The following is a 24,155-nucleotide window of genomic DNA, read 5'->3' as shown; positions in this document are numbered from 1 at the left end:
GTTAAAAATGCTGGTTGTATAGTCAACTTCAACGCGGTTAAAATTATCACTACCTAAGCTAAGTTTTAGCTCACCCTGTTGCTCAAATTGAGGTTTTTTGGTCACGATATTAACTGTACCGCCGGGCTCTGAGCGGCCATAAAGTGCGGAGCCTAGACCTTTTAATACTTCAATGTACTCAATGTTTGATACATCACGAGGGCCGCTGAATCCGCGTCCACCGCTAAAACCATTAATTAAGTAACCCGATGGCATGTTTTCGTTACCCGATAATCCACGAATCGAAAAGCTATCCCATAACGCGCCACTGTTATTTTTACGTGAAATACTGGCAGAAAAATCCAGCGCATCTTGTAATTGAGTTATTCCTTTTTGATCAAGTACCGCGTTATCGAGGGTTTCGATTGATTGTGGCATTTGCTTTTGAGGAATATTGCCTCGGTAAGCTTGTTTATATGTAACCGCAATTTTCTCTATTGGTTGACTTTGGGCAATGCTTTGTGCGCTTGCACTTAAGCAGGCTAAGTAAATTAATAAGTACTTCATAAAATGCTTTTAGTAATGTTATATTATAACTCAAACTACAGCATTTGTTACTTTATAACAAAATGTTTTTTGCGCTCTATGTATGCGTCTAATTTTTACACTAGCGACTATGCAGCTATCACGTTAAGATGGATAAAAATAACACAATAAGAACAATATAATGTTAACAAAAACAAATGCATTAATTTACTTTTTAGCGTTTAGTAGTGGCTTTAGTATTATGGGAATAGAGCTATTAGGTGGGCGCATTTTAGCGCCTTACTTTGGCAGTAGTGTACATATCTGGGGCAGTATTATTACTGTATTTATGCTTAGCTTATCATTTGGGTATTTACTGGGGGGTAAGCTGTCTATTCGTCATCCTTCGTTGACCAAATATGGGTTAATCTTTTTAGTTGCCAGTATTATGGTGGTGCCTATTGCATTGTTTGCTGAGCCAATTATGGCATTTATTTTTTCGCATATTGAAGACAGTCGCTATGGCTCGTTACTCGCCTCAACCGCGTTATTTTTTATACCCACCATTATTTTAGGCATGATCTCGCCCTACTCCGTACGTTTGCTGGTTACAAACAGTGAGCGCAGCGGCCAAGTGGCAGGTGGCCTTTATTTTGTAAGTACCTTAGGCAGCGCACTGGGCACCATTATAACCTCTTTTTATATGGTATTGGCGTTTGATGTTAACGCGATTATTTTAGGTTTTGCTGGTGTATTAGGCACGCTTGGGCTAATTGCCATTACCTTTGACAAACTTAAAGTACGAGAGGCCGTTTATGCTTAAGTTTAAATCCCTGTTTGTTTGTATTACGGTGCTACTGTTTTCATCATACAGTGCAGCTAATGTTGTGCATAAAGAGCGCTCCTTGTATCGAAATCTACTTGTTGAAGAAACTGGCGATTTACGCTGTTTAAAGTTTGATGAAAAAACCCGACAAAGCAGCCAAAGTTGCATGTACATTAGCGACCCTAAAAAACTCGTGTTTAACTACACTAAGCTGGCTTTTTCTAGTTTGTTACTGATTGATAACCCTAAAAAAGTGCTCATTATTGGTTTAGGTGGCGGTACGCTTTCTAATATGATTCATGAGCTATACCCAAAGGCACACATTGAAAATGTTGAAATAGACCCTGCGGTAATTAAAGTGGCGCGCGATTATTTTAACTTTATAGAAACCGATAACGTAACTGCTAAAGTGCAAGATGGGCGTATTTTTATTAAACGTGCGGCGCTTAAAAAACAGCAGTTTGATTGGATTATTTTGGATGCGTTTAATGGCGACTACATTCCTGAGCACTTACTCACAAAAGAGTTTTTTGAAGAGATAAAAAGCGTATTAGCCGAAGGCGGAATTGTTGCTGCTAACACGTTTTCATCAAGTAAACTCTATGAACATGAGTCGGCAACCTATCATGCGGTATTTGGCGATTTTATTAATGTAACAGCCAATAATAACAGTAATCGTATTATTTTGGCTGGTTATAGCAATATCCCTACAGAGCAACAAATAGCACAGCGGGTGACGCAGCTAGCTCCGTTACTTGCTCCTTATGACGTAGATATAAAGGCAATTAGCCAGCGTATGTTTTTCACTAAAGATGGTAAAGATTGGCCAAGTGGTACTAAGGTGCTGACAGATCAATACTCTCCAGCTAATTTACTTAATTTTTGATTGCTATTACATGGTCACTTATATCCGGTGGCCATTACTTATTAAAAAGATAATATTTTAAGGAAGCGATAATGCACATTCACTTTATTATTCATGAACATTTTGAAGCGCCAGGCGCTTATGAAGCTTGGGCTAAAATGAATGGTCATACGCTGTCTTAAACCGTATTTATTTAGCTGAACACTTACCACAACATGCTGATGATATAGACTTTTTAATTGTAATGGGTGGGCCACAATCGCCCGCTATATAGCTTGCAGAATGCGCCTATTTTGATAGCAAAAAAGAACAAGCCTTTATTGCCAGCATGATCACGGCAAACAAAATAGAGTTGGGTGTTTGTTTGGGGTCGCAATTAATTGGTGAAGCGTTAGGCGCGGCTTATCAACCTAGTCCAGAAAAGGAAATTAGTAAGTTTGCGATTACCCTCACTGATGCAGGTTTGAATCATCCGTTATTTAGCCATTTTGGCAGTGAGCTTAATGTGGGGCATTGGCATAACGATATGCCAGGCTGACTACTACAGCCAGTATTATTGCAATAGCGAAGGTTGTCCAAGGCAAATAGTCGCTTATAGCGATTTAGTCTTTGGTTTTCAATGCTACATGGAATTGACCACCGAGGTGGTTACCCTCCTCATTGCCAACGATGATTTAACCAATGCCCATAATTACCGCTTTGTTGAACAGCCCGAAAAGCTCTTAAGTCATGACTATAGTAAAATGAACAATAAGCTTTATACTTTCTTAGAAAAGCTTGCTGCGCACTATTTATCAAAATAATACTTATTTAACCTGAACTCTGGATAATAAATCTATCTCAAGCAGCTATTTACAGCGCTAACTACGTTGAATTTACTTGCAATAGGCGAGCTATTGACGCGTAATTTCGCCTTGTTTTCACTGGAAATCTCTGGCTAGAGAAAATAAACATAAATATCAATTTTGATTCAATACGTTAGTAAATCTCTTAACCAAAGTTCAGGTTATTTACGTGAAGTTAAAATGCCAAATATTTACTTAGCCTGCTAACTAATGCTAAAATTTGCCGTATATTCACAAGTAAGAGTTCCTATGAGTAGCACTATTCCTTTTCATGAAACACTCGATTTAACCTTATGCGGCAATATGGGCCGAGTGCACCGCTTATGTCGAGAAGCGGTGACACTGGCGGTTGAGCCGCTAGGTTTAACTCAGTCACGCTGGACGGCAATGATCCACTTACATCATTTACCCTTAGGAGCAACGCAGCAAGCGCTGGCGACTAGTTTAGGTATTGAAATGCCCTCATTAACGCGCACCATTAAGCAATTAGAGCAGCAAAATCTGGTTATTCGACAAGTTGATGAACACGATAAACGTAGTAAAAAATTGTACTTTACTGATGAGGGTATAAAGTTATTAGAACATTTAAAAGAGCTAACAAGCGATATTAAACAGCGTTTATATGCCGATTTAAGTACTGAGCAACTTGATGGTATGGCGCACAGTTTAGTGCAAATGGAAGAAAACGCGCGGCGTTGTATTGCAAGCTTATCTGGAGATAAATAAGTATGACACCTGATCAAAAATTTGCCCGCTACGTTAAAGTTTCGCTTGTTGGTTTTATTGTTGTCTTTTTTTATTATATTGTTGCCGATGTATGGTTGCCGGTTACGCCACAGGCACGGGTTTATCATCCGGTTGTGCAAATATCACCGCAAATAAATGGCCGTGTTACCGATGTTTTGGTCAGTAATAACCAAGCGGTTAAAGCGGGTGATGTATTATTTGAGATAGATAAAAACACCTATCAGCTGGCACTTGAACAAGCACAGCTTGCCCTTGACGATGCCAAACTTCAAAATAAACGCCTTGATACCAATGTAAAAGCGCTTGAGGCACAAATAAGTGCAGCTAACGCTAAATTGCATGAGCAGCAGCTATTAAAAAAGCGTGGCGAAACACTTTATAAACAAAACTCTATTTCGGAGCAAGAGCTTGAAAGCATTCGTGCTAACTTTGCAGCAAGTCAATCTAATTTAGCTGCCTTTGAAGCACAGCTTGCTGAAGCTGTTTTAGCGCGTGGCGACTCGGGGCAAAATAATTTAGCGCTGCGCCATGCGGCCAATCAGTTAGCGCAAGCCGAGCTTAACTTATCCTATACACAAGTGCGTGCTTTAAGCGATGGTGTAGTGGCTAATTTACAGTTACTTGAGGGTTCCTATGCGGTTGCGGGTAAGCCATTACTTGCTATTGTGGCAAAAAAAGCAGATTTAGTGGCTGATTTTCGTGAAAAGTCACTATTAAATATGCAGCCTGGGAGTTTAGCAAAAGTAGTGTTTGATAGCCGACCTGGTGAAGTATTCGACGCTAAAATTGAAACTTTTGAGGCCGGTGTCAGTGACGGGCAACTTAGTGCGAATGGATTACTTAGCACCACCGAAACCAGCAACCGCTGGGTTCGTGACGCTCAGCGCCAGCGTATTCATTTAGTGCTACCAAATAACACTCAGCTTATAAATAATATGCCCAGTGGTGCGCGTGCCACCGTGCAGTTACTCCCACAATCGGCAATAGGTCAATGGTTGGGGTCAGTACAGATCCGCTTTATTAGTTGGTTACATTACATTTATTAGTGGGGCGAGTAATGACACAACATGTTAGCCAAGCGCCACAACTCGATTCAAATGGCTTACGCCAAGCGCTGCGGATTGCCGGTGGTTGCACTATTGGTTTTACTTTATGTAAGTTAATGAATTGGCCAAATGGAATATTTTTTACAGTTTACCCTATGTTATTACTGGGTTTAGTGCCAAGTATTAACAAAGGTGTGATCCGTCAATTTGTTGCCAGTGCTGCCTACAGTGCGTTTATTGTGCTTGTTTTGCAGGGCTTATTTTCACACTTACCGGTGTTAATGACGCTCATTACTTTTGCTAGTTTTTGCGTGTTATTTTATTTAATGAGTAGTGGCGGCGCGTTTTTATTTGGTGCGTTAGGTGCGGTGAGCTTATCGATTCAGTTGCACTTTGCCAGCCATGTTGATCAAGCAAGCAGCATTTACCCGCTTATTTTAAGTAATGGTATGGCTATTTTTATTACTATTATTATTGCGCTCTTGATGCATGGTTTGTTTCCTGATGTGACAGCGCGGCCCATGCGCGCTGTGCCACACAAGGACAAAGAAAGTATTCGTCACGAGGTGTTGCTATGCGCTAGCGTTGCGACTTTATCATTCGTAGTTTTTCAGGTACTTGATTTACAAGATTCAATTTCGGCGCAAGCGGCGTCTATTTTAATTTTATTTTCGTTGTGTTTTAAGGCAGCGGGCACCGCAAGTTGGCAACGTATTATTGGTACACTGATAGGCTGTAATGCTGCTTTGGTTTCGCAGTTGTTTTTGTATAATCATACCGACGTTTTGCTTTTTCCGGTGGCTATATTATGGATTTTGTCTTTTATATTCAGTCGTTTTCATATTTTAGGTGGTGGTCCACCGGGTGTTGGGTTTGGGGTATTAACCACGTTTGGCATTTTATTTGGTCAGTCGTTAGGCCCAGGGCAAGATTTAATATACAGTGCTTTGTATCGATTTAGCTCGGTGGCCGTTGCGGTTACGGTAAGCTTAAGCGCAGTGTATGTAGTGCATCGAATCCTCAACCGATTTAGCGTCACCCGCCATCATACTTATGATTAAATTAAAGGCTGCATTCGCAGCCTTTTTTATACTAGCCTATTGCAAGTAAATTCAACGCAGTTAGCGCTGGAAATAGCTGCTTGAGATAGATTTATTATCCAGAGTTCAGATTACTTAAGTTATAGCTTGATATTACCGCGTAGGGCTTTAGTTTGGCCGTGTTTGGTTTTTTTATCCATGCGTTTACGCTGTGAGTTACGGCTAGGTTTAGTGGCACGGCGTGCTTTATTAACCTTAGTGGCGCTTAAAATTAAATCTTTTAGCCGTTTTAATGCATCTTCCCTGTTGAGCTCTTGGGTGCGATGGCTTTGCGCTTTAATAACCAATACCCCTTCTTTGGTGATCCTTGAATCTTTTAAAGCAAGTAATCGTTCTTTATAAAAGTCAGGTAATTTAGAGCGATTAATATCAAAGCGTAAATGTATAGCACTGGCTACTTTATTAACATTTTGCCCGCCTGCACCTTGCGAGCGAATAGCGCTGAGCTCTACTTCCCATTCATCTATGGTTACGGTATTTGAAATAGTTAACATAGTGCCCCGCTCTTTTTGCAAAAAAATGTATTATAACATCAGTACATTGCGTTGTGGTGAATCAACTTAAACTCACAACTGAGTTAATAATAATTTATAAATTTACGCTTTGTATTGGCAATAGCCGTTAATTAGTTTTTAATTAACGCTACTTTACTATTAGGAAATGCTTAATGAAAAAATTACTGTTATCAATCGGCTTGTTAGCGATGAGCTTCTCAAGCTTTGCACAAGACATTAACGAAGGTCAATTACAAAGCTATATTAAGGCATTGCCTGCGGTTACAAGTTGGGCAAGCAATCAAGCGTCGTTAGAAGGCTTAGATTTAGCGAGTATGCTGGGCGCATCGGCAGATCAAACGGTCACTGAGCAAAGCTCGTTAGCCAACAGCGCACTTAGCATGATCAAACAGCAAGACTTATATAAAAGCTTTGCCAACGTAACTAGCCAATATGGTTTTACGCCTGAACAATTAATTGCTGTAGGATCAGAAGTTTCAATGGCTTACATTGAAAACCTGAAATCAGGTTTATCAGATGAACATAAAGAAACCGCCAATAAATTAATGGGGGGCTTACAAAGTATGCAAAGCAGTAAAGACAAAGGTGTTAGTTCATTAATGGGGTCGTTTGGCAATGCATCAAGCGCAGCTCAATCGGCAGAGCCTGTAGTCAGTGAAAATAACCTAGCACTTGTGAGCGAATACATGCCACAACTTAAAAAGCTGTTTTCAATGTTGTAAAAGTTATTGTTTATAGAGGTGGCATTGGCCACCTTTTTTATACTTACTTTCCCAGTCTCATGTATTTTAAGTTTAAACAATGGCCTCAGTTTTAATGCTGTAAACCCCCTTTACGGCTATGATTAAGGCGTTATTTCGCTAACGCTAAAAAATAAAAAGTAATAAATAAACCTTAATTTTACTAACGCTAAGGCTACGTTTTGTTTGACGCTGAAGTTATACCAATCGACTTAAATATTTAACCATTCTAGCGAGCTAAATAAAGCGCTAACTGCGTTATAATTTTTTCAAGTAGAACAACCACATGTCAAAATTTACGCCTTGTTATCACTCCATTTATTTGTCGCTATAAATGGTCAGTAACTTAACACAATTGGTATTTAAGTTAGTTGTTACTGACTCGTTGTTGTTTGATACGGATCAGCCATTTATCAACTTAAGTAGTAAATGACGGTATATTTGCTTTCAGCTAGCTTATTTTTGTTTGTTTTGTAGCCTTTTTTTAATTTGTATACGGTTGAGTTAGTAAAAAATCGGTTTATTTTAACGATTTTGAAAAGTAGTTAGTAAAATCGTGATCCTTTCGGTTTTTTAAATAAAGTTATTATAAATTAGGTGGTTAGGCTTTAGTATTATAAAGCTAAAATAGTAGTAATCCCAAAGGGCACGTATGTTAATAGCAAATAATGGGACTAAAGCATCGCTATATAGCCGTTTGCAGCGGTTATAGCTGTTTGTTCAGGTGCCTTATTTCAGATCACTATTTAACTAACAGTATTAAAAGAGCCTATTTTATTCAAATGCAAATAAGAACTACTATCTTTTGTATTTGTTGGCGTTATAATATCACCATCTTTTTTTAGCTATGTTTAAAAGGAATTTGCAGTTTATGCAGGCCTCCAACCGTCTTTTAGACTTTCCCAAACCCGTTTTTTCTATGTTATGGCAATTTATGCAACGCTTTAGCTATGAATTAGCGGTTTTATCGCGTTTTTTTATTGCCATTGTTGGCGGGTATTTTTTTACAGCCGTTAGTGTGTCGCTATTAAGTACATTAGTGCCTGTGCCTAAAGTTGACGCGGTTTTGCTTAGTGTGTCTGCGAGTATTTTAATTTATGCCCTAGTGTTTATTTATAGCTTTTATATTCATTCATTAAAAACTGTTTGGATCAGTATTTTACTAAGTATTGCAGCGCAACTTGTCGTGTTGTCGCTATTGAAGGGATGGTTATGAAAGGGAGTTTTTTTCGTTCAATGACGTGGTTACATACATGGGTGGGTTTGCTCGTGTGTTGGTTACTGTATTTAATATTTTTTGCAGGCACTATTAGCTTTTTTAGAGATGAAGTGAGCTTATGGAATCAGCCAAGTGTCCATAATATTGAGCAGCAGGCAGATCGTATTGGCGCGCAAAAACAACAAATCGTGTCGGGTGTTGAGTATTTAAATGCGCAAGCACCTAATGCGCCTAATTGGCGTATAACGCTTCCTGAGGAGCGTATACCTTATTTAACGTTTGGTTATGCAAAACCAAAAGAGCCTGGACAGCGCAGAGCGCAGTTCGAAAATACCCGTTTAGATCCAAATAATATTCAGCCTTTAGCACCCTTTGTAGATACCCGTGGGGGGAATTTCTTTTATCGCCTGCATTTTGATTTGCATTATATCGATGTAAAAACGGCGCGTTGGATTGTCTGTTTTGCTAGTTTATTTATGCTCATTGCGTTGATATCTGGCATAGTTATTCACAAACGTATTTTTAAAGATATGTTTGTTTTTAGAGCTAATAAAGGCAGCCGTAGCTGGTTAGATGTGCATAATTTAAGTTCGGTATTTGCCTTACCGTTTCATTTAATGATTACTTATACGGGCATTATTACCCTGATATTTATGATTTTCCCCTACCCCGCGCAAACCGTTTATGAGGATGGAATACGAGGCTTTTTTAATGATGTTTCGCCAAGTAGTCCTGCAACAGAGTCGTTGCAAGGCACTGCGCCGTTAGTGCCTATCAATACTGTTTTGGATCAGGTTTATACTAAGTGGCCAGAGGCTGATATAACTCGGGTGATTATAAATAAGCCGAATAAGGCCGCTGCGACTATTATGGTTTTGGTCAGTCCTGGAAAAACATTAAGGGATCAAGCACCGCGTTTGATATTTAGTGGAGCGAGTGGTGAGCCTGTTGCTCAAACTGATGATGAACTCACCGGCAGTAAAGCGCTGTATGAGTCACTAAATTCAATGCACACTGGGCGTTTAGCAGAGCCATTATTACGTGTTTTATACTTTTTAGGCGGCATTGCTGGCTGCATAATGATAGCCACGGGCTGTATTATGTGGGCAAAGCGCATTCGGGAGCGAATGAAAAAAAATGCCCAGCCATCATGGGGTTTAAAACTCGTCGAAGCGCTTAATTTAGGAACTTTAATGGGGTTACCCTTGGCAACGTCTGCGTTCTTTTTAGCAAACCGATTAATCAGTACACGCGCAATGGAGCGCGCGGATAAAGAGATACTTGCCTTCTTTTTAACTTGGCTGTGTGTACTTATTATCGCTTTTGTAAAGCGTGACAAGTTGCAGTGGTGTGTTATGGCTGCCATAAACAGCATTGCTTGTTTTAGTGTGCCAGTGGTTAATGCGCTAACAACACAAGGGAATATAATCAGTTATTTACGTAATGAACAGTGGGCTTTATTTATGTTTGATAGTCTCTTTTTACTGTTTGGTTTGCTGTTTTTGTTACAAACCGAAAAATTACGTACTGCACTGCAAGCTAAAAAATCTAGTCCGATAAACACTCAGGAGCAAAAAGTATGATTGCATTGCTCCCTTTTAGTTTATGTTTGGTGGCTTTTAACTGCTTTGCACTGGCTAAGTTTAATCATTTTAAGGATGTTTTTAACAAGCGCCCGACTGATCAGCAGCGTTTAATTTTATTGAGTGTTGCTTGGATCAGTATTTTACTAAGTTTGCTGTTATGTGTTAACGAATTACAAGGTTATGGTGGTTTGCAGTTTTGTGGCTATATGACGTTAAGTGCTTTAATTGTAATGACTTTTTATAGCTTTTTGGTGAGGTTAACTAAACTTTTTAACTTACTCATATTAGTAATATTGGCCATGAGTACGTTATTTTTTGGTTTAAATGGGCTTTAGTTAGTAAAAACCTGATCCCAAAAAATAGGCTAAATTGAGGTAAAAAAATGGCAAGCGAAAGCTTGCCAATTAAAAAGGGGGATTGTCATTATGTCTTGTACTTGCCTTTCCTTTTGCAAGTGGGGCTAATATAGCCCCTCTTTATTTAGTTTACCTTACAGTAAGGTGAACGTTTTATTACAACCTAGGGGCATGTAAACCCCCTTTACAGCGATTTTTGATTTACCCAAATAATCTCATCTGTTGCAAAACCAAGCGCTTTTACTTGGTTTAAAAAGTGCTGCTTGAGCTCTTTACTCACAGTAGGTGTTCGCGATAAAAACCATAAGTAATCTTTGCTGTAACTGGTAATAAACGCATATTGATAATCAGGTTGGTCGAGCTCAAAAATAATATAGGCACCATAAAACGGGCCAAAAAATGACACTTTAAAATGCCCTGTATCGGCGTTTTCTACAAATTTAGCTAAGCCTTCAGCTTCGTCCCATTTTTGTTCTTTACTAATAAACCCTTTGTTTAATACCTTTACCGTTCCATCATCGTTAATTGAATAAGTGGCTGTTACTTGCTCCATTCCTTGTTCAAAAGAGTGGTCTAATCGTGCTATTTCATACCACTTGCCTTGGTATTTCTCTAAATCAAAGTTTTTAACAGGGGTTATTCCTTCGGGTGCGCTGGTACAGGCACTGAGTAAAAACACGGTGGTAATAAATAATGCGGTTTTAAAAGCGAGTTTCATGTTGTTTCCTTTTCTTTAGAAATTGCTATAGGATCGCCTTAATACTAAAGCAATTTAAAGAACTTAGCATGAAAATTTGGGTTGATGCTGACGCTTGTCCGGTGGTAATAAAAGAAATTTTATTTAGAGCTGCAGAGCGTACGCAAACAGAAACAATACTGGTTGCAAATCATGCCATGCGCATCCCACCGTCAAAATTTATTAGCCGACTACAAGTGTCATCGGGCTTTGATGTGGCTGATGATGAAATAGTAAAACGGATTGAAAAAGGCGATTTAGTGATCACAGGAGATATTCCACTGGCAAGTGAAGTGATTGATAATGGCGGCCAAGCACTTAATCCGCGCGGTGAGCTATACACCACTGAAAACATTCGTTCATTACTAAATGTACGCGATTTTATGGATACTATGCGCTCAAGTGGTGTAGAAATGAGTGGTGGGCCGCCTCCATTAAGCCAAAGTGACAGACAAAACTTTGCTAACAATCTTGATCGTATTTTAGTGCAAAATAAGAGCAGTTAAAGTGAGCAGCCAGTTAATAGGGTTAGGTGATGACTCATTCATTGTTGCTGTGTATGTAGCAAAAGCGCCCCCTATGCCTTACTTTGAAACACTTGCGCAGCTAGAGCCTGTAGTTAGTGGGCAAATAAATAGCATAAACCAGCACTGTGGCAATGGCTGGCGAAAAGTTTTTAATGTATACGCCAAGGTGTTGTTTGCGCTGCCAAGCGAGTATTACGCTTTTGCTAAACAAGCCAAGAGTTGGCAAGCATATCGCGATGAGCTGTTATTACAAAAGCATAACGGTACTGCATTACTCTTTAGTGCGCCGGTGCTTACTGAGCATAAAAATCAATTGCACATTATTGCTGGGCGAACTCACGCTAAAAACTTAATACAACAAGGTAAATTAAACGCCCAACTTGATTGGCTTGATGATGAGTTTGCTATAGATAAAAGCCAGAATATTATTGTATGCCCCTATTTTGATTATAGGCAGCTGAGTAATATTAAAATTGCCCGTTTGAGTGAATTAGTGGCTCAGTTGCGAATAATCTAAGCCACTTTCGTTTTTTAGGTAAGTGTTACGCTCAGTGTGTTAGCGCTATCAACTAGCATGAGCGATCCCAAAATAAATAGGATGCAGGCCGATGCACGGCCAAATTTTAGTGAGAGCGCCGGATTATTGCTGAGGATTTTTCTGGCACTTACCCCTATTAACCAATATACCAGCGCACAGCCAACTAAATGAATAATGCTAAGTACCAGCAATTGTTCAGTAATAGAAAATGACAGTGTTGGTAAAACAAACTGCTGCAATAAGGCTAAAAATAACAGTATCACTTTGGGATTCAAGCCACTAATTATAAAGCCCTTTCTCATCCACTTTAGAGGCGTGTCTGAGGTGTGCTCTTGGCCATCGTTATAGGCTGCAGGCATTGGAGGAAATCGGTACAGTGATACGGCAATCCAAATGATATACAAAGCACCAAATAAGGTTAACAGCTTTATAAACATGGCATGCGACGCTAATAACGCGCCTAACCCTATCACCACAATCAAACTAGCCATTAAATGCCCAAGTATTAATCCTGACACCGCAGGAATGATTTTATCACCCGCTATACCTGCACTGATTGTATAAGCCCAATCGGCACCGGGGGTAAGTACAAACAAGATTGATACCAGCCAAAAAGAAAAAATAATATTAATATCCATACGTATCCATGCGCTAAAACCCAAAATAAGTGAGCTGCTATTTTATTTCTTTCTGATGAGTAAAAGTTACTGTATTTTACTGACATAAGCGTTCATTTTAGGAAATAATCAACTATGGATACCATAGATAGGAAAATTCTTGCTGAGTTGCAAGTTGATGGCAGGCTCACCCTTTCTGAATTGGCTGATCGTGTTGGGCTAAGCGTGTCACCTTGTCATCGTCGTGTAAAAGAGCTTGAGAAAAGCAAAGCAATTGTTGGCTACAGAACAGAAATATCACCGGAGAAGGTTGGTTTAAACTTTTCTGCGTTAGTATTTATTACTATTAAAGAAGGTGATAAAGCGTCGTTAAGCAAATTAGAGCAAGCAGTCGATGCTATCCCTCAGATCACCAATGCACAACGCTTATTTGGCACCCCTGATTACTTATTACACGTCGTTACTAAAGATTTAGCCGCGTTTCAGCAACTCTACGATGACAAGCTATCAGCCTTACCGGGTGTACAACGTTTAACCTCAACCATTGTGATGAAAGATATTGTAAGAGCGCGTAACTTGCACTTTTAACAGGTTATGTTTTACACGAACTTTAAAAAGTTAAGCCGATGACGCTGCAAAGCCTATGGCAGCGGGCTTTGCCTAAATAGGTAAAAATAAAGTGTAAATAAAGCTTGTTATAAAGTGTATTGCTGTTATTGTGCTTGCCATCGGGTTGATAGAAAGCCCTGTTTATTTGTAAGTACCTCGTTGTTATTAGTAATAATCCTTCGCGATATCCTCAAGTTAAATGTTTGTTTTCTTCCTGTTAAACGCCTATTTTAAGGCAAATTTTTTATTATTTTTTTAGGATATTATTATGTCTAATACAACTACTGGTACAGTAAAATTTTTCAATGAAGCAAAAGGTTTTGGTTTTATTGAGCAAGAATCTGGCGCAGACGTTTTCGCACATTTCAGTGCTATCTCTGGCGACGGTTTCAAAACATTAGCCGAAGGCCAAAAAGTACAGTTTACTGTAACGCAAGGTCAAAAAGGCCCGCAAGCTGAAAACATCGTTTGCATCTAATTATAGAGGGAGTGGGCTTTAAAGCGCACTCACTCCGCTTAAACTAGTGTTAAGCAATAAAGCTAATATCATTATGATATTAGCTTTTTTTTTTGACAAAAATTTATACAACGTAACCGCTAAAGCCAAGTGCTTTAAAATAAAGCTTTGGAATACCAAATCCACATTCATTCAGTAGTTCACTAAAGCGCATACGATCTAGGGGGTAAAACTCTCTTTCGAGGTTATGCCCCATTTGAGTTTTGCCTGCTTCAGTTAGGCCTAATTGAGCACAGGTGTTTAATTGTGACTCACGCTCAAATGTTGTTTCTGGGCGCATTAAATCAGCAATGTAAAGATTCGCTCCTTTTTTAAGGTTAGTTTTAATGCTTTTAAGAATTTGTTTTTTGTCGCCGTTATCTTCTACAAAATGCATCACCAGTAAACATAATACGGCGTCTGCTTTCGCTTTTACTTTATCAACTGGGCTACATTCAATAGTGACACGGCTATCAATACCTTGCTTTGCAAAGCGCTGTTTTGCAATATCGAGCATATCACTAGAGGTGTCTTGGGCAGTAAACTGCCATTTAGGATTCATTTTTGCTAATGCTAATACTTCCTTACCTGTGCCGGCACCAATCACTAAAATGTGTGCATCGTCGCTTAACGTGGTTTGCAGCTGTGCATTGGTTAGTTGATGAAGTAGCTCATAGCCTGGGACTAAACGGGTAATGCGGTTATCATATTCTTGTGCTTCTTCGCCTGTGAAAGTGGGCATGCTGTCTCCTTAAATTACGTTTATGGTGGAGTATCCACCCGGTTTTTTAGCGACATGAATTTGTGTAGCAACGCGTTCGCTCATTTCACTTACATGTGAAATTACACCGACCTTTCTACCTTGCGCTTGCAATGAATCTAGCGCGTCCATGGCAATACTGAGTGTTTCACTATCTAGTGTTCCAAAGCCCTCGTCAACAAATAACGAGTTAATTTGCACTTTGTTCGAAGATAGTGAGGCAAGTCCAAGTGCTAATGCCAACGACACTAAAAACGATTCACCGCCAGATAGCGTATTGACCGAGCGTTGCTCATCGGCCATATCGCGGTCGATAATGGCTATATCAAGTGACTCAGCAATTGCAGTGAGCTCATAGCGCTTGTTAAGGGTTTTTAAATGGCTATTAGCATAATGCAGCAATATTTTGAGTGTTTGTGTTTGCGCTAAATTACGCATTGTTTTACCTGTGGCATCACCGAGCACTTTATTAAGTAAATGCCATTGGTCAACCTGTTGCTTGAGTTGGCTTAGTTCAGCTTGTTTGCCATCAAGCGCTTTTGCATTTTGGTTGTGCTGCTCAATCGCGGTGTTGATGGTGAGTAAGCTATTTTGCAATTGTGTTTGCTGGGTATTTAAGTGGTTTTGTTGCTCAATTAGCTGTGCTTCGCTTTGCGTTGGCTGATTATTTTGTTGGTGCTGTTCATTAGCTTGTTGCTGTTGCTTTAACGCGGCTCTGGCATCAACGACTGCTTGCGATAGTTGCTCGCCTTGTTTTAACTGAGTTTTAATATCGTCGTTGCTGATAGTTAGTAAAAATGTGACTTGCTCATGACTGATATCGCCATGAAGGATGTTAAATTCTTTAAACCAGTCGCTGTAACGCGTTTCAAGCATCACTAACTCTTGGTGGTTATCTGCCAGACGATGCTCAAGGTTTTTAAGCGTGATAGCGTGTTCATCGCGCTGTTTTACGGCACTGTCGTGTGCTTGTTGGCTGGCACTTAATTGGCTTTGGCAGTGCTCTAGCTGTGCTGACAGTTTAGCTTGGTAGTCATCGGCGCTAATAGTTTGGTTATCAAATAAGGCTAAGCGCTGTTGCTGCGTATTATTGTGTTGTTGCTGTGCTTTAGTTAATTCTTCATTGAGCGTGCTAATTTGCTGCTCTGCTTTGGTTATAAGCGGTGTTAGTTGTTGTAACTGTACATTGGCGCTGTCGCATTGTTTTTGACTTTGTTCAAGCTGTGCTTGGATTTGCTGATATTGTTCTACCTGCTGAGCTAAATCGCTAAGCGTTAACGATCCTGCTTGCAATGCGTGCCAAAAATCACTGTGTTCAAAATGTAAATTGAGCTCTTTTATAATCGCTTCGTTTTGAGTTGCTAGTTCATCGCATTTGTTATTAAGCTGAGATTGCTGATTGCTCAGCTCAACATGCTGTGTGTTTAATTGTTGCTGTGTCGCTTGTTCTTTTTTAACTGTGCTTTGCAGCTGGTTAACAGTTTCTTGCAAATTACTAAGCTGTTTTTGCGCCGAAAAATACTGTGTTTTTTGTTCACTTAATTGCTTATAAGTTTCATCAAGCTGCTCAACTGTTAACTCATTAAGCTCGGTTTTAGCCGCTTGCATGGTATTTTTAATTTCCAGCATTTTGGCTTGTGCATCACTAATGGCTTGGCTGTACTGAGCATGCTCTGCCACCAAAACAGCGTGTTGTGTTTGGTGTTGATGAAGCTGTGCTTGAGCATCTTGGTGTTGCTGTTTTTTGCTATTATATGCATTTTCAAAGTCGGTTATTAAGTTTGTAAAAGGTTGGCTTTGATTGCTCGCGAACGGGTGCTCTGTAGCCCCACAAACGGCACACGACTCATTTGGAACCAGTTGTGCGCGTAAATGCTCAACATGCTCACTGGCGCGAAGCCTCGCTTGATTAAGCGCTTGCTCTGCGTGTTTAAGTGCCTGCTCTTTGCTGGCTAAATGCGTAAGCAGCGTAGTTTTAGTGTGTTCACTGTGGCTGAGCTTTTCTGCCACATCACGTTGCTGTTGCACCGTGTGTTTTAATTCTTGGTTAAACTGCTTATAGCGTGTGCGCTGATCTTTTAAATAATCAATGTTTTTAAGCTTAATGTCGCATTGTTCAATGTTAAATTGAGCGTGCTGCTGGTTTAGCTTATTTAGGCTTTGCTGCTGCGTTGTAAGCGTTTGCTCTGCTTGTTCGAGTTGTTTATTTTGCTCGCTAAGTTTTGCTGTGAGTATTGTTTGTTGCTCTGCGTGAGCCTGAGCTTGCTGCTGGGTTGTTTTTAGTTGTGTCTGAGTATTAAAAAACTGCTTAAAGCTATGATGAAAATAGTTCCAATCAGTTGCCAATGGCTTTAATTGACTCTGCTCGTTCAACCAGTGCTGATGCCCTGTGATTTGCGTTGTGGCTAGCTCTGCACTTATTTTGTTTTGTTGTAGCTGCTGTTGTAAATCACTTAATTGTTGCTGCTCTTTGGCGCTTTGTTGAGTCAGACTTTTTATAGTTTGGTTATATATTGCTAATTGGCTGTCGAGCTCTCGCGCTTTTGCAATCAGAGGCTCTGCTGTTAGCTTTTGTTGCTTTGCTGTATCTAATTCGTTTTGCTGTTTTTTAACGTTACTGGCTTGCTCGGTGATCAGCGCGTTGTGATCAAGCTCGTTTAATTGTTTTATTTGTGTATTTAACTGGCTATTTTGCGCTGTTAAGCTTTCACAGCGCTGGCGGTTATCTTTAATTTCAAGCGCACTTTGCGCTTGTTTTGCTTGCTCAGTTTGCGCTTTAACAGCATTGAGTGCGGCATGTGCTTGTTGCTCGTTTTGCTGAGCATTTTTTAATGTCAGCTCTAAGCTATGTGCTTGCTTATACCAATTAACACCTTGCTCTGTCGTTGCTAAAGTTGTTTTAGTGTGTTCAATTTGTTGTTTTAAATCAGCCAGCGTTTGTTGTTTTTCACTCAGCTCATCGTCAGACAATAACGTATAACTGGCTAAACTTGCCGTTAGTAATTCAAATTTATCTTTAATAGCTTTGTTGCGCTCAAATATACGCTGCCCTATTCGACTAAATTTATCGGTGCCAGTCAGGCACTCTAAAAGCTGCGCGCGCTCATCGCCGGTGGCTTTTAAAAAGGCGGCAAACTCATGTTGTGCTAGTAGCACTGCACGGGAGAATTGCTCAAAAGTGAGGCCTATTTTATTTTCAATGGCTTTGATGGTGGTGCTTTTGTCGGCAATTAAGGTTTCATCAGGTAAGCTATGCAAAGTATGCTCTGCCACTTTTAGTTTGCCGGTTACTTTTTTATGCGTGCGTTGAATACTGTAGCGTGCTCTATAAAGTTGTTGGTCTTGGCCACTAAAATCTACTTCGGCGTACCCTTCCCATTTGCCACGGCGCAATAAATTGCGGGCATCGTTAAGTTTAATGTTATCGCCATTAAAATCAATTAGGTTACCTTTATCGCCTTTCAAACGCGCAGTTTTTGTATAAAGCGCTAAGCAGATAGCATCGAGTACGGTGCTTTTTCCTGCGCCGGTATCACCTGTAATGGCAAAGAGGCCTGCGTCTTTGAGTGGCGAGGCTAAAAAGTCGATTTCGGCATCGGCAATGGAGGCTAAATTATGAATACGAACAGCCGTTATTTTCATAGCAGTTGCTCCTGTTCAAGTTCTTCAATTACGTCGGTTAACAGTGCTTTTAATTCATTGGGCACGGTCGCTGCGGCCATATCTTTATCATTATTAAATGCTTGTTCGAGTAAGCTAATTGGGTTGAGCATTTCAACAAAGCTTAAATCCTCAAATACCGTTTCTGAGGAATTACTCACTTGCTGATCGCGTACCCGTTCTATACCGCAAAAGTTAACTTGTTTGCCCTTTAGTGCTTGCTCAATTTGCTCACGAAAAGTGGTGTCAATATCACTTGATTTAAGTTTTACTCGTAAGTAGGGAGCAATGTCGTATTGCTCTGTATCGAGTACTTTTATTTGCTCACACAGCTGTGCTAAAGGCACACATTCTCCTTCAGGGAGTACAATTACTTCTGCTAAGCGCGGAATGTAAAGGGGGTTTACAGTAGTGCTTAGCGGTTGGTCTTTTTGTACGTTAAACTCAACCACGTTGACTTGATGGGTATACTTTCTCTCTGAAAACGACATTGGAATAGGCGTTCCGCTGTAACGTATTTGCTCATTTTTAGCCACTAGTTGCGCTTTATGTAAGTGGCCTAGTGCGACGTAATTGGCATGCTTACCAAATACCAACGCTGAAATAGCTTCTTCACCGCCAATGACCAAATTACGTTCAGAGTCACCGGAAATATTACCGCCTTTTGCATGCAAATGACCCATAACAATTAAAGGCGTATTTTCAGCGTTAAGTGTTAGCGCATGTTCAAGAGCAAGTTCATAGGCTTTTGCAACGCCCTGTGCGTAACTAGGGCCATCTTCGGTTTGGCTAAGCGTGCTTATGTCACTGGTGCGTAAAAAAGGCATAGCGAGTACCACAGCGCGTTTATCATCGTTATTAATCGTTATTACAACGTCACTGGGTTTAGCAGGATCAAACCGCCCTACCACATGAGTATCAAACTGGGCTAATAAGGGCTGTGCAGCCAAAATACGATTAGCGGAGTCATGATTACCCGCAATAATAACAACGTGTAATTGTGGGCACTGGGCTTTGGCGTTTTTTATAAATTGATAGAGTTGGTTTTCGGCGCTAGCACTGGGGGTGGCGGTATGATAAATGTCGCCTGCAACAAGCAATAAATCGATTTGTTGGCTAACGAGGGTGGTTAATAACCAAGAGAAAAAAGCATGATGTTCATGACGGCGATCATGTTCATAAAATTGCTGACCTAGGTGCCAGTCTGAAGTGTGAATAACTTTCATTTTGCGCTCTTAAAAAACCATAAGAGCGCCAATATACCCAAGGCAATTAAAGATGCAAGTATCGCTTTAGGTTAAAGTATACCAAGCTATAAAAATAACGGGCAAAGCAGCGAGCGCGATTGTTAAAGGCCACTTTAATGCTTTGGCTTTTTTAGCTTGTAATACTTGCAGTGCATTAGTTTCATTACAAGCAGCGACTTTATCAATATACAGATAACCCGAGTTTATATACTGCTTACAATTTTGCACGTCTGCTGGTATTGCAATTAGTTTTTGCTGCTTTTTTAGGACATAAAAATCCATAAACTCACCACACTTAATACGATTAGTTAGAACAAAAAATATTTGAGAGAAACGCTAAAAAATGCTCTCAAATTAAAAAAGTGGGCGATTCTAATTACAAACCATAGTAAAGATCAACCTAAAACTGCGTTATTTAGCTTTTTTAATGAAAATAGCTGTGTTTTTTTGTTTTATCTCTACTTTTAGTGATAGCCAGTGTGTTTTGTAAACCCCCTTTACAGTTTTGTTTAGCGTATTAATGGCCTTTGTTTTTTATTCAATTTCTGACGAAATGTTCGTTCTTTTTTGTTGTATAAAACGCTATTTATTGTATTTACAAAAAGGTGGGGAATATCACCCTATAAAAGCAGGGTTTTATCGCTATTTTATTGAAGCTAAGCTGTAAATTTGTCACAGTAGCGTTACTAAAATAGATCAGGATTAACAATGAAGAAAAATTTATTTACACTCAGTGCGTTTATAATGCCTTTGGCAATGGCAAGCACTGTGCTTGCCTCATCTGTTGAGCAAACTAAAGGCAGCTATGTTGATAAGTTTCGTCAACTAGATGAAGCTTTACCTACGCCTAACGTTTACCGCAGTGCAGCTGGTGCCCCTGCTGAAAATTATTGGCAACAACGCGTTGATTACGATATTGATGTAAAGCTTGATGAGCAAAAGCGTCGCTTAACGGGGAGTCAAACAATTGAATATAAAAATAACTCTCCACATACATTAAAGTATCTATGGCTTCAGCTTGATCAAAATATTTTTAAAAATGACTCAATTGCAGAAACCACACAAACATTTAAAAGTACCCTACAAAACGAACCAGATGCAAAACCAGCTAAGTTAAGCTTAGGTGATTTACGTCGTCAACAGTTTATGAACGACAATGAACTGGGTTACACCATTAGCAATGTTAAAGATGAAGATGGTAAAGCGCTGCGCGTGACTGTGGTTGATACCTTAATGCGCATTGATTTAAATACGCCACTTAAACCAGGTAAAGATGTTGAGTTTAGTATGGACTTTGCGTTTAACCTCGTTGAAGAAGACGCGGTAGGCGCACGTGCAGGTTACGAGCATTTTGAAGAAGACGGTAACGATATTTTCTTGGTTGCACAGTGGTTTCCTCGCTTAGCGGCTTACACCGATTACGAAGCATGGACAAACAAACCGTTTTTAGGCAGTGGTGAGTTCACTTTAGAGTTTGGTGACTACGATGTTGAAATTACGGTTCCTGCGGATCATATTGTATCGGCAACTGGTAAGCTTGATAACCCAAGCTCGGTATTGACCAGCACTCAGCGCAAGCGTTTAAAAGAAGCTGAAACAGCAAAACGCCCTGTGTTTGTTGTTACCGAAGAAGAAGCGCTCGAAAACGAAAAAGCCGGTACAGACAAAACAAAAACATGGCATTTTAAAGCAGAAAATGTTCGTGACTTTGCTTGGGCATCATCACGTAAATTTATGTGGGATGCTAAAGGTTACCAGCAAGGTGGTGATGAACAACCACTCGTTATGGCGATGTCGTTCTTCCCTAAAGAAGGTGGCGATTTATGGAAGAAATACTCAACTGAAGCGGTTGTACACACGATGGAAGTGTATTCACAGTATTCATTTGATTACCCATACCCAACTGCGCAGTCAGTTAATGGCCCTGTAGGGGGTATGGAATACCCAATGATCACTTTTAATGGCCCACGTACAGATTTACAAGACGATGGTACACGCACTTACTCTCAAGCAGAAAAGCGTTTTTTAATTGGTGTTGTTATTCATGAAGTGGGTCATATCTACTTTCCAATGATTGTAAACTCAGATGAGCGCCAATGGACTTGGATGGATGAAGGTTTAAATAGCTTTTTAGACGGTGTTGCTGGGCGTGAATGGGATCCAACCATTCCATGGGGTGTTGAACCACGTGACATTGTTGCTTACATGAAGTCAGAGACTCAAGTGCCTATTATGACGCAATCAGACAGCGTGCTACGTTTAGGCCCTAATGCCTATACTAAACCTGCTGCGGCATTAAATATTTTACGTGAAGTGATTTTAGGGCGTGAATTATTTGATTTTGCGTTTAAAGAATATGCTCAGCGCTGGAAATATAAGCGCCCTACTCCGGCTGATTTTTTCCGTACTATGGAAGAAGCCTCAGGTGTTGATTTAGATTGGTTCTGGCGTGGTTGGTTCTACACCACAGACCATGTCGATATCTCGCTTGATAAAGTATATCAATTACGTTTAGACACCAAAAATCCAGATATCGACTTTAAACGTTTACGTGATATTGAAGCGAATAAGCCAAGTTCATTATTTGTTGAGCGTAATCGCGCTGAAGGTAAAAAAACGTGGGTTGAACAAAATCCAGATGTGACAGATTTTTATGACGAAAACGATCGTTTTACCGTTACAAACAAAGAGCGTAATACGTACAATAAGTTTTTAAAAGGCTTAAAGCCGTGGGAGCGTAAAACACTTGATCGCGCGCTAGAAGAAGACAAAAACTACTACGTGATGGAGTTTTCAAACCTCGGTGGCTTAGTGATGCCAATTCTTTTAGAGCTAACGTATGAAGATGGCACTAAAGAGGAACGTTATATTCCTGCAGAAATTTGGCGTCGTAATCACAAAAACGTACAAAAGCTGATTATTACCGACAAAAACAAACCGCTTACCTCAGTAACGGTTGATCCAGGCTGGGAAACAGCAGATGTTGATGTAGAAAATAACCACTACCCACGTCGTATTATTCCTTCGCGTATTGAAGTGTATAAACGTGAAAAGAGTAAGGCAAAAGTAAGCCGCGATATTATGCAAGATATCAAAACAGAGCTGAAAAAAGACGAGCCAAAAGACGAAAAAAATAACGACGAGGATCAATAATAATGCGTTTTTTGCTTATTATTGTTTGTTTTTTAATTGCTGCGCCAAGTATGGCGCATCAATTAAAATCATCCGTTACAACGGTGTTATTTAATCAGCGTACGCACAATATTGAATTGATGCATCGTTTTTATTTACATGACACAGAGCATGCTGTTGGTAACTTGTTTCAAGGCAAAGTTGATATTATGAGTAACAAGCGTGACCAAAAACGCTTTGCCAAGTATGTTGAATCTCATGTTGCCTTACAAACCTTGAGCGGTGAGCCCCTCACCCTTAATTATGTAGGTGCACAAGTGGATGGTAAGTTTTTTTGGGTGTACCAAGAAGCTGCTATTCCCGATGAGATTGAGGGCATTAGAATGAGTCATGGTGCACTGCGTGATTTGTGGCCTGCACAAGTGAATATGGTGAACGTTGAAGGGCGAGGACAGATCAAAACCTTAAACTTTAGCCAAGACGATACCTGGCTTGAAGCGAAATTTGAGCCGAAATAACCACTATTATTGCGCACCTTTAGAGGGTGCGCACTTTCCTTTATAGCTGATCGAGTTAATTAATTGCATCGTAAAGTCTTTACTATACCAGTTATACAAACCCAAACTATTACGTTATCAAGTGAGCTATAATTAAATTTCAATGGACTGAGCTGTTTTTATATGTTTATTGATATACTTTTTATTAAAGGTTTAGCTAACCTAAGCCAAACCTAGCATACTGAGCTAATTATTTAGCGCAAGGAATGAAATGAAAACGCAAATTGAGGCAATCAAAGGTGTTATTTTTGATTTAGACGGAACTTTAGTATCTTCAGAATTAAACTTTTCATTGATAAAAGCCCAAGTAGGTTGCCCTGCAGAACAAGACTTACTCGATTACATAGAACAATTGCCTTCCCCCTATATGCGTGAAGAAGCAATGAATATAGTGCATCAGCATGAGTTATTAGATGCACAATCGGCTAAGCTTCTACCTGGCGTTGTAGAGGCTGTTAAAGCGCTACAAGCTAAAAACATACCTATGGCCATTGTTACACGTAATTTTGATAAGGCGGCGACATTAAAGTTACAGAATAACCCGCTACCAATAGAAACAGTACTCACCCGAACAGACGCACCAGCAAAACCCGATCCAAGCGCTTTATTAACGGTTGCAACTCAATGGGAAATGCCGGTTGATAATGTGATTTATGTTGGTGATTATTTATACGACATACAAGCGGCGCACAATGCCAATATGCGTGCCTGTTTGTATGCACCTGATGTAACCCCCGGGTATGCCGAACAAGCCGATTTTGTTATTCATGCGTTTGATGAGTTGGTGTCATTAATTGACAATTACGCTGAAAAAGTGAGGGTCTGTTGACCTTTCAAGGTTGAATTTGCAGCAGTCTGTTTGGTATTTAGGCAAGGCAGCGCCTATGTGGTGTGGTTATTCCCCATAAATAGGCGATAACGCAGCAT

At 39.9% G+C, this 24,155-nt stretch carries 25 protein-coding genes and 1 pseudogene; 18 read left to right on the top strand and 8 right to left on the bottom strand.

The window, feature by feature from the left end; genetic code table 11:
- Positions 1 to 6 precede the first annotated feature (6 nt).
- Positions 7 to 546 (bottom strand): annotated as a pseudogene (locus CWC14_RS02375) (TonB-dependent receptor plug domain-containing protein); the annotation flags it as partial.
- A 160-nt stretch (positions 547 to 706) separates the two neighbouring features.
- Here CWC14_RS02375 and CWC14_RS02370 point away from each other — a divergent pair.
- From CWC14_RS02370 to CWC14_RS02345, 7 genes are all read left to right on the top strand, one after another.
- The gene (locus tag CWC14_RS02370; RefSeq protein WP_138561055.1) at positions 707 to 1,327 is read left to right on the top strand and encodes a fused MFS/spermidine synthase; all 621 of its coding nucleotides are present in this window, start codon (positions 707 to 709) and stop codon (positions 1,325 to 1,327) included.
- The gene (locus tag CWC14_RS02365; RefSeq protein ID WP_138561053.1) at positions 1,320 to 2,216 is read left to right on the top strand and encodes a spermidine synthase; all 897 of its coding nucleotides are present in this window, start codon (positions 1,320 to 1,322) and stop codon (positions 2,214 to 2,216) included. Before CWC14_RS02370 ends, CWC14_RS02365 begins: the two co-directional genes overlap by 8 nt.
- A gap of 343 nt (positions 2,217 to 2,559) precedes the next feature.
- Complete coding sequence (locus CWC14_RS19610) at positions 2,560 to 2,733, top strand: hypothetical protein (protein WP_249928675.1); 174 nt, start codon at positions 2,560 to 2,562, stop codon at positions 2,731 to 2,733.
- Complete coding sequence (locus CWC14_RS19605) at positions 2,699 to 2,998, top strand: hypothetical protein (protein ID WP_249928674.1); 300 nt, start codon at positions 2,699 to 2,701, stop codon at positions 2,996 to 2,998. The genes CWC14_RS19610 and CWC14_RS19605 overlap by 35 nt, the downstream gene beginning before the upstream one ends.
- Before the next feature lie 291 nt (positions 2,999 to 3,289).
- The gene (locus CWC14_RS02355; RefSeq protein WP_138561051.1) at positions 3,290 to 3,766 is read left to right on the top strand and encodes a MarR family winged helix-turn-helix transcriptional regulator; all 477 of its coding nucleotides are present in this window, start codon (positions 3,290 to 3,292) and stop codon (positions 3,764 to 3,766) included.
- Positions 3,767 to 3,768: 2 nt separating this feature from the next.
- Complete coding sequence (locus CWC14_RS02350) at positions 3,769 to 4,833, top strand: HlyD family secretion protein (protein WP_036983582.1); 1,065 nt, start codon at positions 3,769 to 3,771, stop codon at positions 4,831 to 4,833.
- 11 nt (positions 4,834 to 4,844) lie between these two features.
- Complete coding sequence (locus CWC14_RS02345; RefSeq protein WP_138561049.1) at positions 4,845 to 5,894, top strand: DUF2955 domain-containing protein; 1,050 nt, start codon at positions 4,845 to 4,847, stop codon at positions 5,892 to 5,894.
- A gap of 119 nt (positions 5,895 to 6,013) precedes the next feature.
- Here CWC14_RS02345 and arfB read toward each other — a convergent pair whose 3' ends face one another.
- Positions 6,014 to 6,427, bottom strand: a complete 414-nt coding sequence (gene arfB / locus CWC14_RS02340) for an alternative ribosome rescue aminoacyl-tRNA hydrolase ArfB (RefSeq protein WP_028834645.1) — start codon at positions 6,425 to 6,427, stop codon at positions 6,014 to 6,016.
- Positions 6,428 to 6,600: 173 nt separating this feature from the next.
- On the opposite strand from arfB, the gene CWC14_RS02335 reads away from it, so the two are divergent.
- The 4 genes from CWC14_RS02335 (at position 6,601) to CWC14_RS02320 (ending at position 10,328) form a co-directional block, all read left to right on the top strand.
- Positions 6,601 to 7,170, top strand: a complete 570-nt coding sequence (locus CWC14_RS02335; RefSeq protein ID WP_138561047.1) for a short-chain dehydrogenase — start codon at positions 6,601 to 6,603, stop codon at positions 7,168 to 7,170.
- An 889-nt stretch (positions 7,171 to 8,059) separates the two neighbouring features.
- Positions 8,060 to 8,404, top strand: coding sequence for a hypothetical protein (locus CWC14_RS02330; protein ID WP_138561045.1), 345 nt, complete (start codon positions 8,060 to 8,062; stop codon positions 8,402 to 8,404).
- On the top strand, positions 8,401 to 9,990 hold the full coding sequence (locus CWC14_RS02325) for a PepSY-associated TM helix domain-containing protein (RefSeq protein WP_138561043.1): 1,590 nt from the start codon (positions 8,401 to 8,403) through the stop codon (positions 9,988 to 9,990). The genes CWC14_RS02330 and CWC14_RS02325 overlap by 4 nt, the downstream gene beginning before the upstream one ends.
- Positions 9,987 to 10,328, top strand: a complete 342-nt coding sequence (locus CWC14_RS02320) for a DUF3325 domain-containing protein (RefSeq protein ID WP_138561041.1) — start codon at positions 9,987 to 9,989, stop codon at positions 10,326 to 10,328. Before CWC14_RS02325 ends, CWC14_RS02320 begins: the two co-directional genes overlap by 4 nt.
- Before the next feature lie 205 nt (positions 10,329 to 10,533).
- Here CWC14_RS02320 and CWC14_RS02315 read toward each other — a convergent pair whose 3' ends face one another.
- Entirely contained in the window at positions 10,534 to 11,067 is a 534-nt protein-coding gene (locus CWC14_RS02315) for a lipocalin family protein (RefSeq protein WP_036983590.1), read from the bottom strand.
- Between the two features lie 68 nt (positions 11,068 to 11,135).
- Between CWC14_RS02315 and CWC14_RS02310 the strand changes: the two genes are divergently transcribed.
- Both CWC14_RS02310 and CWC14_RS02305 read left to right on the top strand, forming a co-directional pair.
- The gene (locus CWC14_RS02310; RefSeq protein WP_058155619.1) at positions 11,136 to 11,591 is read left to right on the top strand and encodes a YaiI/YqxD family protein; all 456 of its coding nucleotides are present in this window, start codon (positions 11,136 to 11,138) and stop codon (positions 11,589 to 11,591) included.
- A 1-nt stretch (position 11,592) separates the two neighbouring features.
- Positions 11,593 to 12,129 (top strand): DUF6942 family protein, encoded by a 537-nt coding sequence (locus CWC14_RS02305; protein ID WP_138561039.1) that lies wholly within the window; start codon positions 11,593 to 11,595, stop codon positions 12,127 to 12,129.
- A 14-nt stretch (positions 12,130 to 12,143) separates the two neighbouring features.
- Here CWC14_RS02305 and CWC14_RS02300 read toward each other — a convergent pair whose 3' ends face one another.
- Entirely contained in the window at positions 12,144 to 12,788 is a 645-nt protein-coding gene (locus CWC14_RS02300) for a LysE family translocator (RefSeq protein WP_138561037.1), read from the bottom strand.
- Positions 12,789 to 12,902: 114 nt separating this feature from the next.
- On the opposite strand from CWC14_RS02300, the gene CWC14_RS02295 reads away from it, so the two are divergent.
- A complete protein-coding gene (locus CWC14_RS02295) occupies positions 12,903 to 13,355 on the top strand; it encodes an Lrp/AsnC family transcriptional regulator (protein WP_013462814.1) in 453 nt (150 codons plus the stop codon).
- A gap of 289 nt (positions 13,356 to 13,644) precedes the next feature.
- Complete coding sequence (locus CWC14_RS02290; protein WP_008463923.1) at positions 13,645 to 13,854, top strand: cold-shock protein; 210 nt, start codon at positions 13,645 to 13,647, stop codon at positions 13,852 to 13,854.
- 103 nt (positions 13,855 to 13,957) lie between these two features.
- On the opposite strand, the gene CWC14_RS02285 is transcribed toward CWC14_RS02290, so the two are convergent.
- The 4 genes from CWC14_RS02285 to CWC14_RS02270 all read right to left on the bottom strand — a co-directional run bounded on the left by CWC14_RS02285 (position 13,958) and on the right by CWC14_RS02270 (position 19,821).
- Complete coding sequence (locus tag CWC14_RS02285) at positions 13,958 to 14,614, bottom strand: class I SAM-dependent methyltransferase (protein ID WP_138561035.1); 657 nt, start codon at positions 14,612 to 14,614, stop codon at positions 13,958 to 13,960.
- A 9-nt stretch (positions 14,615 to 14,623) separates the two neighbouring features.
- Positions 14,624 to 18,274: an AAA family ATPase gene (locus tag CWC14_RS02280; protein ID WP_138561033.1), complete on the bottom strand. Its 3,651-nt coding sequence runs from the start codon at positions 18,272 to 18,274 to the stop codon at positions 14,624 to 14,626.
- The gene (locus tag CWC14_RS02275) at positions 18,271 to 19,518 is read right to left on the bottom strand and encodes an exonuclease SbcCD subunit D (protein ID WP_138561031.1); all 1,248 of its coding nucleotides are present in this window, start codon (positions 19,516 to 19,518) and stop codon (positions 18,271 to 18,273) included. The genes CWC14_RS02280 and CWC14_RS02275 overlap by 4 nt, the downstream gene beginning before the upstream one ends.
- Positions 19,519 to 19,584: 66 nt before the next feature.
- Complete coding sequence (locus tag CWC14_RS02270; protein WP_013462818.1) at positions 19,585 to 19,821, bottom strand: hypothetical protein; 237 nt, start codon at positions 19,819 to 19,821, stop codon at positions 19,585 to 19,587.
- Between the two features lie 426 nt (positions 19,822 to 20,247).
- On the opposite strand from CWC14_RS02270, the gene CWC14_RS02265 reads away from it, so the two are divergent.
- The 3 genes from CWC14_RS02265 (at position 20,248) to CWC14_RS02255 (ending at position 24,057) form a co-directional block, all read left to right on the top strand.
- A complete protein-coding gene (locus CWC14_RS02265; protein WP_138561029.1) occupies positions 20,248 to 22,692 on the top strand; it encodes a M1 family metallopeptidase in 2,445 nt (814 codons plus the stop codon).
- 2 nt (positions 22,693 to 22,694) lie between these two features.
- Positions 22,695 to 23,189, top strand: coding sequence for a DUF6702 family protein (locus tag CWC14_RS02260; protein ID WP_033103224.1), 495 nt, complete (start codon positions 22,695 to 22,697; stop codon positions 23,187 to 23,189).
- A 250-nt stretch (positions 23,190 to 23,439) separates the two neighbouring features.
- Positions 23,440 to 24,057 carry an HAD family hydrolase gene (locus CWC14_RS02255; protein ID WP_076922561.1) on the top strand — a complete coding sequence of 206 codons (618 nt, stop codon included), beginning with the start codon at positions 23,440 to 23,442 and terminating at the stop codon, positions 24,055 to 24,057.
- Positions 24,058 to 24,155 lie beyond the last annotated feature (98 nt).

The organism is Pseudoalteromonas sp. S3260 (genome assembly GCF_005886925.1).
Taxonomy (GTDB): domain Bacteria; phylum Pseudomonadota; class Gammaproteobacteria; order Enterobacterales; family Alteromonadaceae; genus Pseudoalteromonas; species Pseudoalteromonas tetraodonis.
The sequence above is the reverse complement of the archived record's forward strand: the minus strand, read 5'-3'. Positions and strand labels throughout refer to the sequence as shown.

Coding starts and splice junctions, on each gene's coding strand:
- CWC14_RS02370 (WP_138561055.1), top strand. CDS start 707: ATGTTAACAAAAACAAATGCATTAATTTACTTTTTAGCGTTTAGTAGT.
- CWC14_RS02365 (WP_138561053.1), top strand. CDS start 1,320: ATGCTTAAGTTTAAATCCCTGTTTGTTTGTATTACGGTGCTACTGTTT.
- CWC14_RS19605 (WP_249928674.1), top strand. CDS start 2,699: ATGTGGGGCATTGGCATAACGATATGCCAGGCTGACTACTACAGCCAG.
- CWC14_RS02355 (WP_138561051.1), top strand. CDS start 3,290: ATGAGTAGCACTATTCCTTTTCATGAAACACTCGATTTAACCTTATGC.
- CWC14_RS02350 (WP_036983582.1), top strand. CDS start 3,769: ATGACACCTGATCAAAAATTTGCCCGCTACGTTAAAGTTTCGCTTGTT.
- CWC14_RS02345 (WP_138561049.1), top strand. CDS start 4,845: ATGACACAACATGTTAGCCAAGCGCCACAACTCGATTCAAATGGCTTA.
- arfB (WP_028834645.1), bottom strand. CDS start 6,427: ATGTTAACTATTTCAAATACCGTAACCATAGATGAATGGGAAGTAGAG.
- CWC14_RS02335 (WP_138561047.1), top strand. CDS start 6,601: ATGAAAAAATTACTGTTATCAATCGGCTTGTTAGCGATGAGCTTCTCA.
- CWC14_RS02330 (WP_138561045.1), top strand. CDS start 8,060: ATGCAGGCCTCCAACCGTCTTTTAGACTTTCCCAAACCCGTTTTTTCT.
- CWC14_RS02325 (WP_138561043.1), top strand. CDS start 8,401: ATGAAAGGGAGTTTTTTTCGTTCAATGACGTGGTTACATACATGGGTG.
- CWC14_RS02320 (WP_138561041.1), top strand. CDS start 9,987: ATGATTGCATTGCTCCCTTTTAGTTTATGTTTGGTGGCTTTTAACTGC.
- CWC14_RS02315 (WP_036983590.1), bottom strand. CDS start 11,067: ATGAAACTCGCTTTTAAAACCGCATTATTTATTACCACCGTGTTTTTA.
- CWC14_RS02310 (WP_058155619.1), top strand. CDS start 11,136: ATGAAAATTTGGGTTGATGCTGACGCTTGTCCGGTGGTAATAAAAGAA.
- CWC14_RS02300 (WP_138561037.1), bottom strand. CDS start 12,788: ATGGATATTAATATTATTTTTTCTTTTTGGCTGGTATCAATCTTGTTT.
- CWC14_RS02295 (WP_013462814.1), top strand. CDS start 12,903: ATGGATACCATAGATAGGAAAATTCTTGCTGAGTTGCAAGTTGATGGC.
- CWC14_RS02290 (WP_008463923.1), top strand. CDS start 13,645: ATGTCTAATACAACTACTGGTACAGTAAAATTTTTCAATGAAGCAAAA.
- CWC14_RS02285 (WP_138561035.1), bottom strand. CDS start 14,614: ATGCCCACTTTCACAGGCGAAGAAGCACAAGAATATGATAACCGCATT.
- CWC14_RS02280 (WP_138561033.1), bottom strand. CDS start 18,274: ATGAAAATAACGGCTGTTCGTATTCATAATTTAGCCTCCATTGCCGAT.
- CWC14_RS02275 (WP_138561031.1), bottom strand. CDS start 19,518: ATGAAAGTTATTCACACTTCAGACTGGCACCTAGGTCAGCAATTTTAT.
- CWC14_RS02270 (WP_013462818.1), bottom strand. CDS start 19,821: ATGGATTTTTATGTCCTAAAAAAGCAGCAAAAACTAATTGCAATACCA.
- CWC14_RS02265 (WP_138561029.1), top strand. CDS start 20,248: ATGAAGAAAAATTTATTTACACTCAGTGCGTTTATAATGCCTTTGGCA.
- CWC14_RS02260 (WP_033103224.1), top strand. CDS start 22,695: ATGCGTTTTTTGCTTATTATTGTTTGTTTTTTAATTGCTGCGCCAAGT.
- CWC14_RS02255 (WP_076922561.1), top strand. CDS start 23,440: ATGAAAACGCAAATTGAGGCAATCAAAGGTGTTATTTTTGATTTAGAC.